General features: G+C 54.9%; 17 protein-coding genes and 1 tRNA gene. 9 read left to right on the forward strand and 9 right to left on the reverse strand.

Annotated elements, in window-relative coordinates:
* Positions 1–61: 61 nt before the first annotated feature.
* The 3 genes from SIB74_RS09315 to SIB74_RS09325 all read left to right on the forward strand — a co-directional run bounded on the left by SIB74_RS09315 (position 62) and on the right by SIB74_RS09325 (position 2,586).
* Positions 62–1,258 (forward strand): 4-hydroxy-3-methylbut-2-enyl diphosphate reductase, encoded by a 1,197-nt coding sequence (locus SIB74_RS09315; RefSeq protein WP_011827062.1) that lies wholly within the window; start codon positions 62–64, stop codon positions 1,256–1,258.
* 61 nt (positions 1,259–1,319) lie between these two features.
* On the forward strand, positions 1,320–1,952 hold the full coding sequence (locus tag SIB74_RS09320; RefSeq protein ID WP_063396833.1) for a DUF1997 domain-containing protein: 633 nt from the start codon (positions 1,320–1,322) through the stop codon (positions 1,950–1,952).
* Positions 1,953–2,022: 70 nt separating this feature from the next.
* Entirely contained in the window at positions 2,023–2,586 is a 564-nt protein-coding gene (locus SIB74_RS09325; protein WP_369818728.1) for a DoxX family protein, read from the forward strand.
* Positions 2,587–2,627: 41 nt separating this feature from the next.
* On the opposite strand, the gene purH is transcribed toward SIB74_RS09325, so the two are convergent.
* Complete coding sequence (gene purH, locus SIB74_RS09330; protein ID WP_063396832.1) at positions 2,628–4,181, reverse strand: bifunctional phosphoribosylaminoimidazolecarboxamide formyltransferase/IMP cyclohydrolase; 1,554 nt, start codon at positions 4,179–4,181, stop codon at positions 2,628–2,630.
* Between the two features lie 60 nt (positions 4,182–4,241).
* Between purH and SIB74_RS09335 the strand changes: the two genes are divergently transcribed.
* A complete protein-coding gene (locus SIB74_RS09335; RefSeq protein WP_063396831.1) occupies positions 4,242–4,883 on the forward strand; it encodes an alpha/beta hydrolase in 642 nt (213 codons plus the stop codon).
* A gap of 15 nt (positions 4,884–4,898) precedes the next feature.
* Here SIB74_RS09335 and SIB74_RS09340 read toward each other — a convergent pair whose 3' ends face one another.
* Complete coding sequence (locus SIB74_RS09340) at positions 4,899–5,267, reverse strand: DUF3155 domain-containing protein (protein ID WP_036913890.1); 369 nt, start codon at positions 5,265–5,267, stop codon at positions 4,899–4,901.
* A 430-nt stretch (positions 5,268–5,697) separates the two neighbouring features.
* Between SIB74_RS09340 and SIB74_RS09345 the strand changes: the two genes are divergently transcribed.
* Entirely contained in the window at positions 5,698–6,837 is a 1,140-nt protein-coding gene (locus SIB74_RS09345; protein WP_063397001.1) for a sensor histidine kinase, read from the forward strand.
* On the opposite strand, the gene SIB74_RS09350 is transcribed toward SIB74_RS09345, so the two are convergent.
* On the reverse strand, positions 6,797–7,579 hold the full coding sequence (locus SIB74_RS09350) for an adenosylcobinamide-GDP ribazoletransferase (RefSeq protein ID WP_082818531.1): 783 nt from the start codon (positions 7,577–7,579) through the stop codon (positions 6,797–6,799). The two genes, SIB74_RS09345 and SIB74_RS09350, sit on opposite strands and share 41 nt — an antisense overlap.
* A gap of 92 nt (positions 7,580–7,671) precedes the next feature.
* Between SIB74_RS09350 and tgt the strand changes: the two genes are divergently transcribed.
* Both tgt and SIB74_RS09360 read left to right on the forward strand, forming a co-directional pair.
* Positions 7,672–8,790 carry a tRNA guanosine(34) transglycosylase Tgt gene (tgt, locus tag SIB74_RS09355; RefSeq protein ID WP_063396829.1) on the forward strand — a complete coding sequence of 373 codons (1,119 nt, stop codon included), beginning with the start codon at positions 7,672–7,674 and terminating at the stop codon, positions 8,788–8,790.
* A gap of 30 nt (positions 8,791–8,820) precedes the next feature.
* Positions 8,821–8,964, forward strand: a complete 144-nt coding sequence (locus tag SIB74_RS09360) for a photosystem II reaction center protein K (RefSeq protein WP_011131230.1) — start codon at positions 8,821–8,823, stop codon at positions 8,962–8,964.
* 14 nt (positions 8,965–8,978) lie between these two features.
* Here the strand turns inward: SIB74_RS09360 and SIB74_RS09365 are convergent, their stop codons facing one another.
* From SIB74_RS09365 to SIB74_RS09385, 5 genes are all read right to left on the reverse strand, one after another.
* Positions 8,979–9,722: a WecB/TagA/CpsF family glycosyltransferase gene (locus tag SIB74_RS09365; protein WP_063396828.1), complete on the reverse strand. Its 744-nt coding sequence runs from the start codon at positions 9,720–9,722 to the stop codon at positions 8,979–8,981.
* A 173-nt stretch (positions 9,723–9,895) separates the two neighbouring features.
* Entirely contained in the window at positions 9,896–10,900 is a 1,005-nt protein-coding gene (locus SIB74_RS09370) for a Gfo/Idh/MocA family protein (protein WP_041375225.1), read from the reverse strand.
* Between the two features lie 36 nt (positions 10,901–10,936).
* The gene (locus SIB74_RS09375) at positions 10,937–12,220 is read right to left on the reverse strand and encodes a hemolysin family protein (RefSeq protein WP_063396827.1); all 1,284 of its coding nucleotides are present in this window, start codon (positions 12,218–12,220) and stop codon (positions 10,937–10,939) included.
* Between the two features lie 15 nt (positions 12,221–12,235).
* Positions 12,236–12,308 (reverse strand) — tRNA-Ile (locus SIB74_RS09380).
* A gap of 12 nt (positions 12,309–12,320) precedes the next feature.
* The gene (locus SIB74_RS09385; RefSeq protein WP_063396999.1) at positions 12,321–12,935 is read right to left on the reverse strand and encodes a hypothetical protein; all 615 of its coding nucleotides are present in this window, start codon (positions 12,933–12,935) and stop codon (positions 12,321–12,323) included.
* Here SIB74_RS09385 and pyrE point away from each other — a divergent pair.
* Together pyrE and SIB74_RS09395 are read left to right on the forward strand one after the other, a co-directional pair.
* Positions 12,935–13,525: an orotate phosphoribosyltransferase gene (gene pyrE / locus SIB74_RS09390; RefSeq protein ID WP_063396826.1), complete on the forward strand. Its 591-nt coding sequence runs from the start codon at positions 12,935–12,937 to the stop codon at positions 13,523–13,525. The two genes, SIB74_RS09385 and pyrE, sit on opposite strands and share 1 nt — an antisense overlap.
* A complete protein-coding gene (locus SIB74_RS09395) occupies positions 13,522–14,373 on the forward strand; it encodes a YgfZ/GcvT domain-containing protein (protein WP_063396825.1) in 852 nt (283 codons plus the stop codon). Before pyrE ends, SIB74_RS09395 begins: the two co-directional genes overlap by 4 nt.
* A 21-nt stretch (positions 14,374–14,394) precedes the next feature.
* Here SIB74_RS09395 and SIB74_RS09400 read toward each other — a convergent pair whose 3' ends face one another.
* Positions 14,395–15,876, reverse strand: coding sequence for a TM0106 family RecB-like putative nuclease (locus SIB74_RS09400; protein ID WP_063396824.1), 1,482 nt, complete (start codon positions 15,874–15,876; stop codon positions 14,395–14,397).
* Positions 15,877–15,910: the final 34 nt, after the last annotated feature.

Below are 15,910 nucleotides of genomic sequence, written 5' to 3' on the forward strand. Positions count from 1 at the left end.
GCTTTTTTATGCTTCAAAAGTGTTGAGCTGCCCATAGAGTCAGGAGATTGCTGCTGCCACGATGGATACACAAGCTTTCAAACGCTCGCTACACCACTCTGAGCGTTACAACCGTAGGGGCTTCGGGCGAGCCAACGAAGTCGCCAGCAACCTTGAGAAGGCCTACCAAAGCAGCCTCATTGGCTCGATCCGAGACAACGGGTATGTGCTTCAACATGGCCGACTTCAGGTGAAATTGGCTGAGGCCTTTGGTTTCTGCTGGGGAGTAGAGCGAGCAGTTGCGATGGCTTATGAAACCCGTAGGCACTACCCAAGCGAGCGCATTTGGATTACTAACGAAATTATTCACAACCCTTCAGTGAATGAACACTTACGCGAAATGGACGTGCTGTTCATCCACGCTGAAGGAGGTGTCAAAGATTTTTCCTGCGTCAGTGACGGCGATGTAGTGATCCTGCCCGCCTTCGGTGCCACTGTTCAGGAGATGGAGCTACTTCATGAGCGTGGCTGTCACATCATCGACACCACTTGTCCATGGGTTTCCAAGGTGTGGCACACCGTGGAGAAACATAAGAAGCAAGAATTCACCTCAATTATTCATGGCAAGGTGAAGCATGAAGAAACCTTGGCCACCAGCTCCTTTGCGGGGACCTATCTAGTTGTTTTAGACCTTGATGAAGCCCAACTAGTCGCCGATTACATCCTGGGCCAAGGAGATCGTGCTGCGTTCATGAAACGCTTTGCCAAGGCATGCTCTGCAAACTTTGACCCAGATCAAGATCTCCAACGCCTTGGGGTGGCCAATCAGACCACCATGCTGAAAAGTGAAACCGAGGAAATAGGTCGTTTATTCGAGCGCACCATGCTCAGAAAATATGGCCCAATCGAGCTCAACAAACATTTCCTTTCCTTCAACACCATCTGTGACGCCACAGAGGAACGGCAACAAGCAATGTTCTCGCTAGTTGATGAACCTCTAGATCTACTCGTGGTGATTGGTGGTTTCAACTCATCCAACACCACTCACCTACAGGAAATCGCCATCAGCCGAGGAATCCGATCCTTCCACATCGATACCCCAGAACGTATTGGTGATAACAACAGCATCCAACACAAGCCACTGGGAGAAGATCTGTTCATCGAAAGTAATTTTCTACCTGCTGGCAGCGTGAATGTTGGCATCACCTCCGGAGCCTCAACACCCGATCGAGTGGTTGAACATGTGATTCAGAAGCTGATCGACCTAACCTCCGACTGAGCAACAGTCTGGCTTTACATTTGTTAATATCCCCGGCTAACCCAGCCAGGGATGACCATCCGTGCCGCCCTTGTCGATACCTGCCGACCAATACCTGCGCCTCAGCAACAACTCACAAGTCCGTTGCTATCGAAGTCATTTTTCCGATCGCATGGAGATGCTTGCGCCGCTAAAAAACGTGGCGGCATATCTTGACCACCATCAAGGCTGGTTTCAACGCTGTGCTGCACCCATGGAGGTCAAGGCCCTCGATGATCAGTCCTATCTCCTCACCCTTGGTCGATTCGGCAATTTTGGCTTTGAAGTGGAGCCTTCCATTGGCCTAAAGCTGCTTCCCCAGCAGCAAGGGCTCTACCAAATCATCAATGTGGACCTAACGCATCAAGATCAGCCCCTTTGTGATCACTACGATGTGGACTTCAAGGCTGGGCTGAAACTTGAGCCATCAGAAACAGAAGCCAGCAATACTGTCCAACAAACCACCATCGTGAACTGGGATTTGGATCTTTCGGTGTGGATCCAACTACCGAAAGTGATCACCCTGCTACCGGATGGTCTTGTACAGACAAGTGGTGACCAGCTGCTGAGGCAAATCGTTCGACAAATCTCTCGACGACTCACCTGGAAGGTTCAAGAAGACTTCCATGCCACCCATGGACTGACCTGCCCACCACGTCGCCATGCAGCTTTCTGAGCAGGTCAACCCTGTTATCGCCTTGATCTGCGAACCCATTCTCTAAACTGCTCGTCTGCAATCCCTGGTGATGATGGCCGGCTCCGAAACCCCTAAAGCAAAGGGATCTGACTCTGACCTAGGACCTCAAGCCAGTACATCGTCAGAATCAATTAACTACTTCTCCGAATTTGGGATTCTCATACTCCGGCTGGGGATCAGCATTTTGATGGTCCACAACGGACTAGAGAAGCTCCAAAATCCAGAAGGATTCTCGGAATTTGTCATCGGCCAACACCTTGACTTCTTACCAGGCGACCCTCTGCTCTGGACCTATGCAGCAGCTTTAACAGAAATCATTTGTCCAATTGGAATCGCATTCGGACTTGCTACTAGGTTCTGTGCGCTTGGCCTGCTATCGACAATGGCTTTTGCCATTACATACCACTTATTTGATACTGGCCTGCAAGGCTTCCCCTTCGCCGTGGTCGAAAACCATAGCTATGCCTTTGAACTGTCTGGTGTTTATGCAACTACTTTCTTTTACTTACTTTGTGCAGGGCCAGGGCGAATTTCACTAGCAGCAAGGAACAAAGCCAAAGCAAATTCAGTCAGAATGAAACTCATCAAGGAAATCAATAAAGTTAAAATATAGAGCAACAAAGTAGCTCTATATTAGCTTTGATTATTACTAACTTAATGCAAGAAGTGGCGCTTTCCCGTTAACACCATTGCCAGACCAAAGTCATCGCAAACAGTGATTGAATCTGCATCACGCTTGCTCCCACCAGGCTGGATCACAGCACGTATGCCATGGTTAGCCGCCAAACGCACAGTGTCGTCAAAGGGGAAGAAGCCATCACTAGCCAAAACCGCTCCCCTGGCTTGATCGCCAGCTGCCTCAAGGGCTAGTCGCGCCGAGCCGACCCGGTTCATCTGGCCCGCTCCAACTCCGAGACTCTGGCCAGCACGAGCCACCACGATGGCGTTTGAGCGCACATGTCTCACCAGGCGCCACGCAAAGGTGAGATCCTCGTTTTCTTCAGCAGTAGGCGAGCGTTTGCTGGCCACAGTCCAACTGGTGGGATCAATCAATTGATCGTCTTGGTCCTGCACCAACACCCCGCCGAGGATGGTGCGAATGTGATCACGACCAGCCGCATCAACGGCACCTGGAGCCAATTCCAACAAGCGTAAGTTGGCCTTGCTGGCAAGGATTTCCCGAGCTTCTGGTTCAAAGCCTGGTGCCACAACACACTCCAAGAACAAACTGGTGAGCTCCCGAGCAGTCGTGGCATCCACCAATCCATTCAGAGCCACGATCCCTCCAAATGCACTCACCCGATCCGCATCCAACGCACGGCTTAAGGCCGACGCCACGCCAGTGCCAATCGCGACGCCACAAGGGTTGGAGTGCTTAACCACCACGGCAGCATCTTGAACAGCTTGATGAGCCCCATCCGTGCCATATCCAAACTCCCGAACAGTGGCCAGGGCAGCTTCCAAATCAAGCAAATTGTTGGTACTGAGCTCCTTGCCCTGCAACTGAATGGCACCGGCCCAACCCTGCTTCGGAGCGCTGTACCAAGCCGCCTGCTGATGGGGATTCTCGCCATAGCGCAGCCTCTGCCTAAGGGGAATAGCCTCAAGCCATTGGGAAGCTTGCTCGGTCAGCCGCTCGCCCATCCAATGGCTGATGGCCACGTCATAGGCAGCGGTGTGCTCAAAGGCTTCAAGGGCCAGCTCACGACGGAGCTGGCCATCCACACCATCACTTAAAGCCACTAGGAATCTGTCGTACTGATCCGGCCTCGTGAGCACGGCCACATGCGCATGGTTCTTTGCCGCCGCTCGCACCATGGCGGGACCACCGATATCAATATTCTCAATTGCGGTTTCCCAACTCACCTGCGGATTGGCCACTGTTTCCCGAAACGGGTAAAGGTTCACCACCACCACATCAATAGGAGGGATCTGATGCTGCTCCAGATCGACCTCATGATCAGGGTCGCCCCGCATCGCCAAGATGCCTCCATGGACACGAGGGTGCAGAGTCTTCACCCGTCCTCCAAGAATTTCCGCAGCACCTGTGTGCTCAGCAACCCGCGTCACGGGCAGACCGGCATCCTCCAGCACTTTGGCTGTGCCACCACTGGAAAGCAGCTGAAACCCATGCATGCGATGCAAGGATTCCGCTAGAGACACAATCCCATGTTTGTTTGAAACGCTCAACAAAGCGATGGGAGCCATGGCAGCAGAGACGAAAGCATTCCGTGGGCCAACCTACGCAGTAGCGATACAACCCCTGCCGTGAGCGACAACCTTCTCCGCGACATTCCCAAAGGTGCTTACTACAGGCTGGTGCTGCTGCATGGCTGGGGTGCAGATGCAGACGATCTGATGCCCCTTGGCCAAGAGCTCTGCCAAGCCATCGAGCCTCCCGTTGAACTAGTGGCTCTACGAGCGCAACAACTTCATCCTCAAGGTCTGGGCCGGCAATGGTATGGACTTTCCTCCAGCGATTGGGTCGCTTTAAGGGAGGGTATGGGTGGTAGTGACTGGGCAGCCGTTCCTGATGCGATCTCTCAACTTCAGACTCGCTTGAAAGCCCTGGAAACCCCAGAAATTCCTCTACAAAGAACGGCTCTGCTGGGTTTCTCCCAAGGGGGAGCAATGGCCCTCGCCAGTGGTTGTGATCTACCTCTAGCAGGCCTAATCGGCTGCAGTGCATACCCACATCCAAATTGGGTAGCTCCAAGCATTCGCCCCGCAGTGCTTCTCCTGCATGGGCGCCAAGACGAGGTAGTTCCCTACGCCGCCTCTGAACAACTCCTCAAAAGCCTAAAAACAAGCGGATTGGAGACTGCATTGGTGAGCTTCGAAGGTGGCCACTGCATTCCGGGAGAACTAATCCCCCGGATTCAGCAAGCTCTGATCTCCTGGTTCCACTAATCAATCCCGATCTCTTCAAACGAAGGCGTACTCGTACTCCTCGATCTCCTCCCAGTCGTCGGAAGTCAGTTCAAGACCTTCAAACATGGTCTCTTCCCCAACGGAGTCAACGATCAAGCGCAAAGAGGGGAAGAGAAAATGATTCTCTTCAGCGTACTGAGCACTAAACAAACCTTTCTCGCCCCAGAAAAAGCGATCAGTGGTGTGCTCGTTACGACGAACATTAAGGATCGCCGGTGAGATCAAACCAGATTCCGCGATATAGCGACGAGCTGCCGTCACAGGCTTGTACTCACCGGTTTCGAGATGGAAAGTAGGCACATGAGCCAACACCCGTTGACCAGCCAGTCGTCTGCGGCTGATCCGCTTGCGCTTCTTAGACATAAACGGGAAACTCCTGTATAGGAGTGCGATGGAGAGGGGAACGGGGCGGCTTAGAACCGTCCAGCAGATGGTGCTCAAACAAGATGCAAGAGCTTGGCGATGCCCAAATGTCAGCAAGCCATACTCGGGGCATCGCAGCACAGCCACAACACCCTGAGGGATCACTTTCAACATGACCGGCCGAGGCCGAGGATCCAACAGAGGACGCATCTACCTCTGCTGTAGCTTTGGTGACACGATTTGTGCAACCTCTGCTGTGGCTTTGGTGACACAATTTGTGCAACCTCTACCTTGTCCGACTTTGAGCTACAGCCTCTGGGCGAGGCTTTCCAGCCAATCGGCGCTCAAATTTTAATACTTTTTTCAGAATTTTCAAGGTGCAATTCATATCAGCCTCTTGGTGTCGGTGTCCAGAGGCACATCGGTCGCCATGAAGCTGTCAAACCGCTTCCTCAATCTGGTGAAGCAACAACTCAACAGCTTCGAAGCGGAGGCTCCACTAGAGAAGCTTGTGGTCTATATCGCTCAAGCAAGAGACGGGCGCGCCCCCAGCCTGGAAGCCGTAAGTCAGTGGCCCGCCACAGGGAACAAATCCCTGCCACCTGTAGAGGCAGACCCTGAGCTTCGTGCACCCTCTCCTGATCGACGCTGGTACCCGCTTCAAGAAGGAACGATCTTGCTTGGAGTACTCAGAGCCGAAAAACCCCTCTCTTCGCCATCCTGGCCCACCCGCCTAGACCGACGGCTGCTTGCTACTGCGAGTGCCATCACCCATTGCCTCAGTCTTGAGCTTGAGCGCGCCAGGCTGCTTGATGAGCTCGCCGAGCAACGGGAACAAATCAGCCTGATGGTGCATCAACTGCGAAATCCGCTAGCCGCGCTTCGAACCTATGCCCAACTCTTGATGAAGCGCCTAGAGCCCGATAGTCGTCACCGCACCTTGATCAAGGGTCTGCTGAGCGAGCAAGCACAACTCGATCGCTATATCTCCAGCCTCGACCAGATCGGCCAGGCCAATCTGCCCATCGAACCAAGCATCAAGGCCCCATTGCTGCTGCCTCCATTACTGCCACAAGCCACTGATCTCACTATCAAATCCTTACTAACACCACTGATCGAACGCGCCATAGCCACATCAGCCTTGCAAAAACGCCCTTGGCATGGACCCAGCCAATGGCCTGCCTGGACTGAAGAACTACGTCCTTCAGGAGATGGAGTGGTCGCTGAAATCGTGGCCAACCTGCTGGAGAATGCTTTCCGCTATAGCCCTGCAGGCCGCCCTATCGGCCTGTGCCTGCAACAAGACGGAATATGCGTCTGGGATGGAGGTGAACCCATCAACAAGCAAGAGCGTGAGCGCATCTTCAGCAGAGGCATTCGAGGCCAAAGTAGTGGCGATCGCCCCGGCAGCGGCCTTGGCCTCGCCCTGGGACGCCAACTGGCTGAAGATTTGGGAGGTTCGCTGCAACTGATCACCTCGCCAGAGAACCTTGATCCAGCCCTTCCCAGCGAAGGCAATGCCTTTCTGCTCAGCCTGCCGGCAGTAACACCGCCAGCAACAGAAGCGTGATTGTTTCCACAAGCACGACTGACGAGCCATAAGAATCCCCGCTATGCCCACCAAGACGACGTCCAAGCAGTTCAGGCACTAAAAACGCCGGCAAGACACCCACACCAATTCCTGCCATCAAAACCATCTGACTGGGCCACCCCACGATCATGAGTGAAGGGACAACCGTTAATGCCAAAAGCAGCACTAACAATGCTGGCAATGCTTCCTGCCATCCCTGGCGATAACGACGGTGAAAGGAAGCGGTGCCAGCCTGCCCCTCACGCAAGTAAAAGAAGCGCGCCATGGCCCAAAGCGGCGCACAACGCCCCCAAAAGGCAGCAATCAGCAAAGCCAAAGGGGCTAGAGAACCAAGCCGAAGTAGGGCTGCAATCTGAAGTAACACCACCACAAGCAGAGCCTGGACTCCACTAGCTCCAACACAGCTGTCGTCCATAGCCTGCAGACAGCGCTCACGACCAGCCGCCAGACCATCGGCCGTGTCCATCAACCCATCAAGGTGAAGACCACCCGAAAGCCAGGCACCCAGCCCGATGACCAAAAGTGCCACTGACGAGGTCGGCCAATCGGCACGGATCAAGGCAAGCCAAAGGAAAGACTGCAGTCCTCCCAGCACCAATCCGATCCAAGGAGCAAAGCGAGCAATCCGTTCAAAACGTGGCTTCAGCCCTGGCCAAGCAGGCAATACGGAGTAGAAGATCCATGCTCCAGCCAAATCCCGGAGCCAAAGGGGAGCGCGCAAGATCTCCAACCTCCAGTCAAAGGCAAAGCCCAACGTAGGGTCATGATCGGCCTGGTGCCCTGTGGCGCTGGAGTATCGCCGTAGCACTAGCCGTGTTTGATTTTCAGATCAACGCCCACTGTTCACACACACGTGCTCGCGTTGGCTGCTTCCGCACTCCTCATGGTTCTGTCAACACACCTCGTTTCATGCCTGTGGGCACGCTGGCAACGGTGAAAGGCATCACAGCCACTCAACTGGCCGACACCGGAGCTCAGATGGTGTTAGCCAACACCTATCACCTCCATCTTCAGCCAGGCGAGGGGATCGTGGCAGATGCCGGTGGCCTGCATCGCTTCATGGGCTGGGACCGCCCACTGCTTACCGACTCAGGTGGCTTTCAGATTTTCAGCCTGGCAGACCTGAATCGTATTGATGATCACGGAGTCGTTTTTCGCAACCCTCGTAATGGCAGCCAGATTGAACTCACGCCAGAACGCGCCATCGAAATACAAATGGCCCTTGGCGCTGATGTCGCTATGGCCTTCGACCAATGCCCCCCATACCCAGCCAGCGAAAGCGATGTGGAGGCTGCCTGTAAGCGCACCCATGCATGGCTGGAACGCTGCTCAAACACCCATCAACACACAAATCAAGCCCTATTCGGCATTGTTCAGGGAGGATGTTTTCCCCACCTCAGAGAGCAAAGTGCTCAAATCGTGGCCAGCTTTGATTTGCCTGGCATCGCCATCGGTGGCGTCAGCGTGGGTGAACCGGTTGAAGACATTCATCGCATCGTGCGCCAGGTTTCTCCTCTGCTTCCCCAGGATCGCCCCCGCTATCTGATGGGGATTGGCACCCTGCGAGAAATAGCGATTGCAGTTGCCAGCGGTATCGATCTATTCGACTGTGTGCTGCCTACCCGCCTGGGAAGACATGGCACAGCACTTGTCGCTGGCGAGCGCTGGAATTTACGCAATGCCCGCTTTCGTGAAGATCACACACCCCTAGATCAAAGCTGTACTTGTACAGCTTGCCGCCATCACAGCCGGGCTTATCTGCATCACTTAATTCGCAACGAGGAGCTCCTAGGGCTCACGCTTCTAAGCCTGCACAACCTCACCCAGCTGATCAGATTCACCTCAGCTATTAGCCAGGCAATTCAAGATGACTGTTTTTCAGAGGATTTCGCTCCTTGGCAACCGGACTCAGCAGCACATCACACGTGGTAACGTCCATGAAACGCAGCTGAGCAACTAGGGATGGCAGCCTTCACTCTCGATCTGATGGCCCAACTGCCAGAGGCCTATCAGGCCTACGCTCCAGCAGTGGATGTTCTTCCACTCATCCCCATTTTCTTCTTCCTGCTTGTCTTTGTATGGCAAGCATCTGTGGGCTTCCGCTGAAGCATTCATTTCAATCAACGCTTTTTTCCTCGACGCCATACCTCCCAGACGAAGGTAGGCAGACAAAGGAAGCGATTCCATCGGCTGGGCTCTTGCGCCAACCGATAGAGCCATTCGAGCCCTACCTGACACATCCATTGGGGGGCTCGCTTTTTCATGCCAGCCCATACATCGAAGCTTCCCCCAACACCCATCCAGAGGCCTGGGCATGCCCGCCTTACGCGAGCTATCCATGTTTCTTGACGGGGAACTCCTAGTGCCACAAGCACAAGATCAGGATGCAAAACTCTCAACTTGGCTTCCAGGCCAGGCCAAGCATCTTGGGGCTGATAGCCATGCGAAGACATCACAAGTCGCAGAGCAGGCAGGTCTTGCTTCAGGAGTTGCCTCAAACGATCCATGACCTGCGGGGTTGCTCCCACTAGGGCCACCTTCCAATCATGAGCCTCTGCATAGGCAAGTAACGAACGTGCCAGTTCAATGCCAGGGCTGCGCGGCACCACAACTCCCTGACGCCTGAGCGCCCAAACCACGCCAATCCCATCTGGGATGACTAGATCTGCCGCCGCAATAGCATCACCTAGCCTCGGATTCTCTCTAGCCGCCATCGTCATCTCCGCATTCAGCGTGACGATCTGGCCACCACCACGAGCATGCAAACCAATCGCCGCAGCCTGAACATCGCGGCATGCATCCACTGGCACACCTAGAACACTTCGACGGTATTGATCGCTCGGTGCGGTGCTTGTTGATTCCATCAGCGAGACAACTGAGGTTGAAAATTTAGTGCTCTAAACCTTGAACGCAATCGATGGAGTCCAAAGCCCAATCGCCACAAGCAAGCGAATGGAGCAACAGCCGATTTGCAAAGAAGCCCCTGAAAGTAGCGCTGTGCGAGCCGGGAGGGTTGGACTGATGTGTTGCTAACGACTCAGATGGGCTCCTCCAAGGAAAGCCCCATGCCGGGGTGTTCGACGGCATGTTCAATCAGGTCAGCCAAACGCAGCGCGCGCGAAGCCTGCTCCCCATCCACGGCTGGTGTCTCACGCCCTCGCAAACACTGAAGAAAATGCTCCAACTCGGCATAGAGAGGCTCAATAGAAGTCGTGCTGACCTCTTCGATAAAACCGTCATTGCGATACAACAACTCACCGTGATCGGCTGAATACCACTCATGAGCACGACGATGTATATGCAGGGTGTGATTAAGGAAATCAGTCTCAACAAGACTGCCCCGACAATGAGCACTGAGACTGCGAATTTTGCGGTGGCTCATCTTGCTAGCCGTGAGGCTCGCCACCACACCATTGCTGAAGCCAAGCGTGGCATTGACGTAATCGATCGGACCCTCGGCAGTGCGGCCCCCTGCAGCAGCCAGACCTACCACCGGAGCACCCGCCAGCTCAAGAACCAAGTCGAGGTCATGAATCATCAGATCAAGCACCACCGACACATCATTGGCTCGGTCACCATGGGGGCTATGGCGACGAGCCTCAAGAACCACCACCTCCTCATTTTCCACCACCTTGATCAACTCTCGAAAGGCAGGGTTAAAACGTTCAATATGGCCAACCTGCAAGAGCCGTCCAGCCTTATTAGCCGCCACAATCAATGCGGATGCCTCCTCCTGACTGGCCGCAATCGGTTTTTCGATTAACACATGCAGGCCTGCCTCCAAGCAGGCCTGCCCGACCTTGTGATGGAGCAATGTCGGCACAGCAATGCAGACGGCTTCGACCTCGCCTAGCAAGCTGTGGTAGTCAGGAAACCAATCACATCCAAACTGTTCAGTTGCCAGCTGACCACGCTCAGGATCGGGATCAGCGACTGCCACCAGCTGCGCATCCTTAAGCAGACTGAGCACACGGGCATGATGCCAACCCATATTGCCAATCCCGATCACACCGACCTTCACCGGAACCATGGGATCGGTCATCGGCAGGCCATGGCGCATCGGGGAAATTATCAACGATCATTCCTCAGTGTGATCGTGACTGGGCAGAATCAGTCGCACACGCTCGATACGAGGACCCTTCATCGTTACGATCTCGAATTGCAAACCATCGCAGCGCAAGGCCTCTCCAGCAGAAGGGATGTGTTGCAACTTTTCAAGCAGAAAGCCAGCCAAGGTGTGATGTCCATCAGCTTCAGGCAAGTCCAGATTGAGCTGTCGATTGAGCTCAATGATCTCAAGATCCCCTGCAACCATCCATGTGTCTGACTGACCCTCAATCAGCTCAAGATCCGGCTCATCGTCGTCTGCATGGGGCTCATCGCCCACGATCTCACCAGTGAGATCGGCAGCTGTAACCAATCCTTCGGTACCGCCATGCTCATCAACGACAAGCAGTAGGGGCTGTCCACTTCGGATCATCGGCAACAATTCAGCCAAAGTGCTGGTCTCAAGAACCCTTGCAGCTGGTTGTAAAAAAGGTTCAAGCGGAGATTCTGCCTGCAAAGCACCCCGGGAGATGGGTTCCGCCAACCGACGTAAATCAAGCACACCCCTGACATCATCTAGGGACTGACCGATCACTGGAAAGCGCGCATGGCGGGTGTTATGCACCACTTTCATCAGTTCAGCGAAGCAGACCCCAACAGGCAAGGTGACCATGCCAGAACGTGGCACCATCACCTCTCTAACTTGAGTGTCGCGCAAGGCAAAAACACCTTCAAGGATGTTGCGCTCATCAGGACGAAGGCCTGTTACACCACCAATTTCGATCAGAGACTCCAGCTCACCAGCAGAGAGAGCAGGAACGAGAGAATCCCAATGTGCATTCAAGCCAACCAGCCGCAACATCATCGAAGCGACAGCTTCCAGAAGAGCCAAAAGGGGAGCAAGCACACGCATCACCATCTCCAACAATGGAGCGAGGTTTAGAGCTGCAGCCTCCGGACGATTCAGCACCCAGGCCTTAGGAAGAAAACCAGCCAACAAGGTGGCCAACACCACAAGCAGCAGAAAAAGCCCCCCGTTCAACCAGCGACTAGCAGGATCAGCCAGAGGCCACCAGCGATGTCCAACACCACGGCCAACCCAGCCCAGGGCTACCAACGCCAGCATTCCACCCAGTTGAGACACCATCAACGCCCTCCTCAAACGGCGCTGAAGACGATGGACGGCGGAAGCTCCGGGTTGCTGCTCTTCCACTAAAACCTGTACTCGACTAGGCCGCAGCCGCAACAAGGCAACCTCTCCAGCCGCGAAGAAAGCCGGTAGAACCAGCAATACAGCCAGGAAAAGGAACCTCATTGAATGAAGAAAATATGGGGGTCGCGAGGATCGAACTCGCCTTAGGCGAATTATGAGTTCGCTGCATTCACCAGATTGCTAGACCCCCTCAATCACGGATCTACCACATGCCACGGATAGGAGTGAAGGCCTCAGGCGCCACATTCATCTCAGGACCATCCTCCACCATGACAATTTCTGAAGGAACATCCCCCGCAAGGCTGTTATCAAAACCGCTGGAGATATCAACAGTTCGCCAAGGGAGGGAAGGGTTCTGCTCTTCTAGAAGCACCTGATAGGTGTTCTGCACAGCAGAACCATCCCAGATGATCGTCTGATCAGGGAAACCAAATCCCATCAAGCGATTGCCCTCATAACCGGCCACAGCGATGCCGAGCATATCCGTGAGCTGATGAAGCACATCCACACCTCGGGCATAGGGAGCTGTCCAACTGTAAAAACGACGTTCGATTAAGGCACCAGTGGATTCCAGCGGCCCACATTGGCTCACCTCCACAGGGCCCTTCGACGACTGGTTGGCATCCGGTGCTTCAAGAGTCGTGGTGCAAACCACAGGCCTCGCCCAGGCCAAACCGCCACCCCATCCAGTGACTGCCAATGGTGTCACCAGGGCCAAACCAAGCATCCTTAGCTTATGGAAGGACACCCAAGCCATAACTGCAAAAAACACGACTACGCGCAAACTAGGCAATGAATCCTTAACGCACCAGCCCAATGAGCCCTCTTCCCCCATCGGCGGAGGCCTGCCGCGATGAGCTGCTCAACCGGCTAGCGCGAGAGGCCTACCGCCATGGAGACTTCACCCTGGCCTCTGGTCGCCAAAGCAACCACTACGTGAACTGCAAGCCAGTCAGCCTCAGTGGATCTGGCCTGGCGTTGCTAGGCCTGGCGTTACTCAAATATGTAGAGCCCGATGCTGTTTGTGTAGCTGGCCTAACCCTCGGCGCCGATCCCTTGGTGAGTGCAGTGGCGATGGCAGCAGCACAAGCGGAACGCACTCTCAATGCGCTAATCGTGAGAAAGCAAGCCAAAGGCCATGGCACCGCTGCTTGGCTTGAAGGTCCACTACCTCCCAGCGGTGCACGCATCACCGTTTTGGAAGACGTTGTCACCACTGGCGGATCGTCACTCAAAGCCGTGCAACAGCTGCGTGAGACGGGCTATCTGGTGACACGCGTCGTCACGATCGTCGATCGACAAGAAGGTGGTGAAGAGGCCTTGAATGCTGCTGAGTTAGAGCTTGTCAGTTTGTACCAGCTCAATCAGGTCGCTGAGCGGGCCAGACAGCTGGAGACGGAGACATGAGCAGCTCGAGCAAGCAACGCTGGGACGCCCTTAAACCCCTATTGAGGCTGGAGGGTTCTGGTAGTCGAGACTTTCTTCACGGCCAGACCAGTGCCGATCTGCTGGCTGCCGAAACAGGCTCCCTGCTGCGCTGCTGCTGGCTCACCGCCACAGGAAGAGTGCGGGCGCTGTTGGAGATTCGTCTGGATGAGAGAGGTGCAGATGTGCTTGTTCTCGCCGGCGATCACAACGCCGTAGCGACGGGATTTGAGCAGGTGATCTTCCCTGCAGACCAGGTTCGACTGAAGCCGAGCAAGCCAATTCGACGCCTGCAGATACTGGCCCAACTCAAACAGGAGCAAACTCCTGAGGTGACCTGGCTGCTGCCAGACGAACCACTGCCAAAGCAATGGGCTGCTATGCAGCAGGCCAGTGCAGATCAAATTGAAAGCTGGCGACTCAAGCAAGGCCTGCCCCTTGAACCTGGTGAAATCAATGGCGATACCAACCCGTTTGAACTGGGACTAACCGCATGGGTGAGTCTCAGCAAAGGTTGTTACTTGGGGCAGGAAACCTTGGCCAAGCTGGCCAACAGCGGTGGTATCAAACAACAACTGCGCTACTGGCAAGCCAACCGCCCGATTGCCGTAGGCCAAAAACTAATCAATCTTGAGGCAGAGGCAGGTGTCAACAATCGAGCAGGGGTCATTACTTCAGTGATGCAAGACCAAGACTCAAGAGGCAGCTATGGCTTGGCCTTGGTGCGCCGCAATGCTCTAACAGAGACTGAACTATGCCTGGCGGAAGACTCAACAAGGGTGCGCCTCTCCATTCCTACGGGATTTGTGACTCCACCCATGAGTGACTGAACATGGCTTGACGATGCCCAGCTACTCGTCTTGCTTTAACAGCTCATCTTGCTTTAACAGCCATGCCGCCACGGCCCAAGTGGCGAGACAATCATCGTGGTTGTAATCAAAGATCCAACGCAGGGAATAGGAACTGCCGCGATCTTGAAGACCTGAACCACGCCACTGGCGCCACCAAAGCAGAGCTCGAGCCCCATCGACACCCACCTGACGCCAACAAAATCCCAGCCAACTCGCCACGCACTTCAACCCATAGCTGTTTAAAGGCAATCGCCAAGAACGCCGCACCCGATCGTGCACATCAATCATGCGCTTGCTCAGTGCACTCAACTCAGCCGCGTCAACTCCCTGCCGCTTAGCCATACGGCGAAGAGCTAGAGACTCCGTTTCGCCGTAATGCATCACTGGCCAGTCGGGATAACTCTTCAGCATGCGTTGCAACCGCTGCCAGCAACGTGCCTCGCCGTGCTCATAAAGCACCAAAAAGGGGTGATACTGCGCGCCCTCTAAATCCCAACTGCCATCTGGCCTGCGGCCCAGCCGGACAAAACCATGCAGAAAATCATCGCGAGCATCTGGATCAGATTCGATGTCGTACAACAACACGCCAGGGGCAGTGGCCAATTCCGGCAAAGCTGATGCGGAGTCCAAGCGCTCATAACGACCATCCCGCTGAGCCCGGGCCTGAGCGACAAGCTCACAAGCCACTTCCCCGTGCTGCTCACCGAAATGTTGCAAACGACTTCCGAGCTCATTCGGATCGGCTGCCGCTAAATCCTGCAAACCAAGGATCCCCAGTTCCTGAAGCATCTGCCGTCGACGAGTCCCGATACCGCTCACCTCACTGAGATGTCCCTCTGCAGAAGCGACGGCATTGCAAACACCTCGCCAGGAACACAACTTGCACTTACGCCGATCAGCAACCAAAGGCGGAGGCTCACTCAGCTCGAGGTCTGCGGCCAACTTGACCAGGACATCATCAAGCTGCCGCTGCAACCCGCCCAGCAATGAAACTCGTTCCATTTGAAGACTGCGACCAGCTCCGGCCAAAGCCAAGCCTTCAGGCACGGGAGCCGACTGCAGCGGTGCCAATAAACGACCAGCAAGGGCTAAAGCCAAGCGATGCTCTCTGGTCAAGCGTCGACCCTGACGTGCAAGCACCGGTCGGTAAGCAAATGCCCCCCAACGACTTTGCCCCTCGACCCTCTGCAGCAATGGCGGATGGGCCTCCAATAACTGCCCCGCAGGACCAACCCCCTTAAGCCTCAGCCCCACCACCCCTGGGCAGCCTTGACTGCAACCGTCTAGACCCCTGCATGGTTTGCGCGGCAACAAAGCAACAAAGTTGCGCTGCTGATCATCAAGTTGCAGAGTGCGGTGAGCAGTCCAGAGCCGTTGCTCTCCATCGCCATAACGATCTAGCCAAGCCCTACGACGACAGCGCAGCCAACTACGCAGCAAGCGATCAGTCAGAACGTTGGCAGCGAGAGGGGTGGCACCCATCAGCCGACGTTACGGCGGCTGCCTGCTAGATCCA

Source organism: Prochlorococcus sp. MIT 1306, from assembly GCF_047304515.1.
Classification (GTDB): domain Bacteria; phylum Cyanobacteriota; class Cyanobacteriia; order PCC-6307; family Cyanobiaceae; genus Prochlorococcus; species Prochlorococcus marinus_D.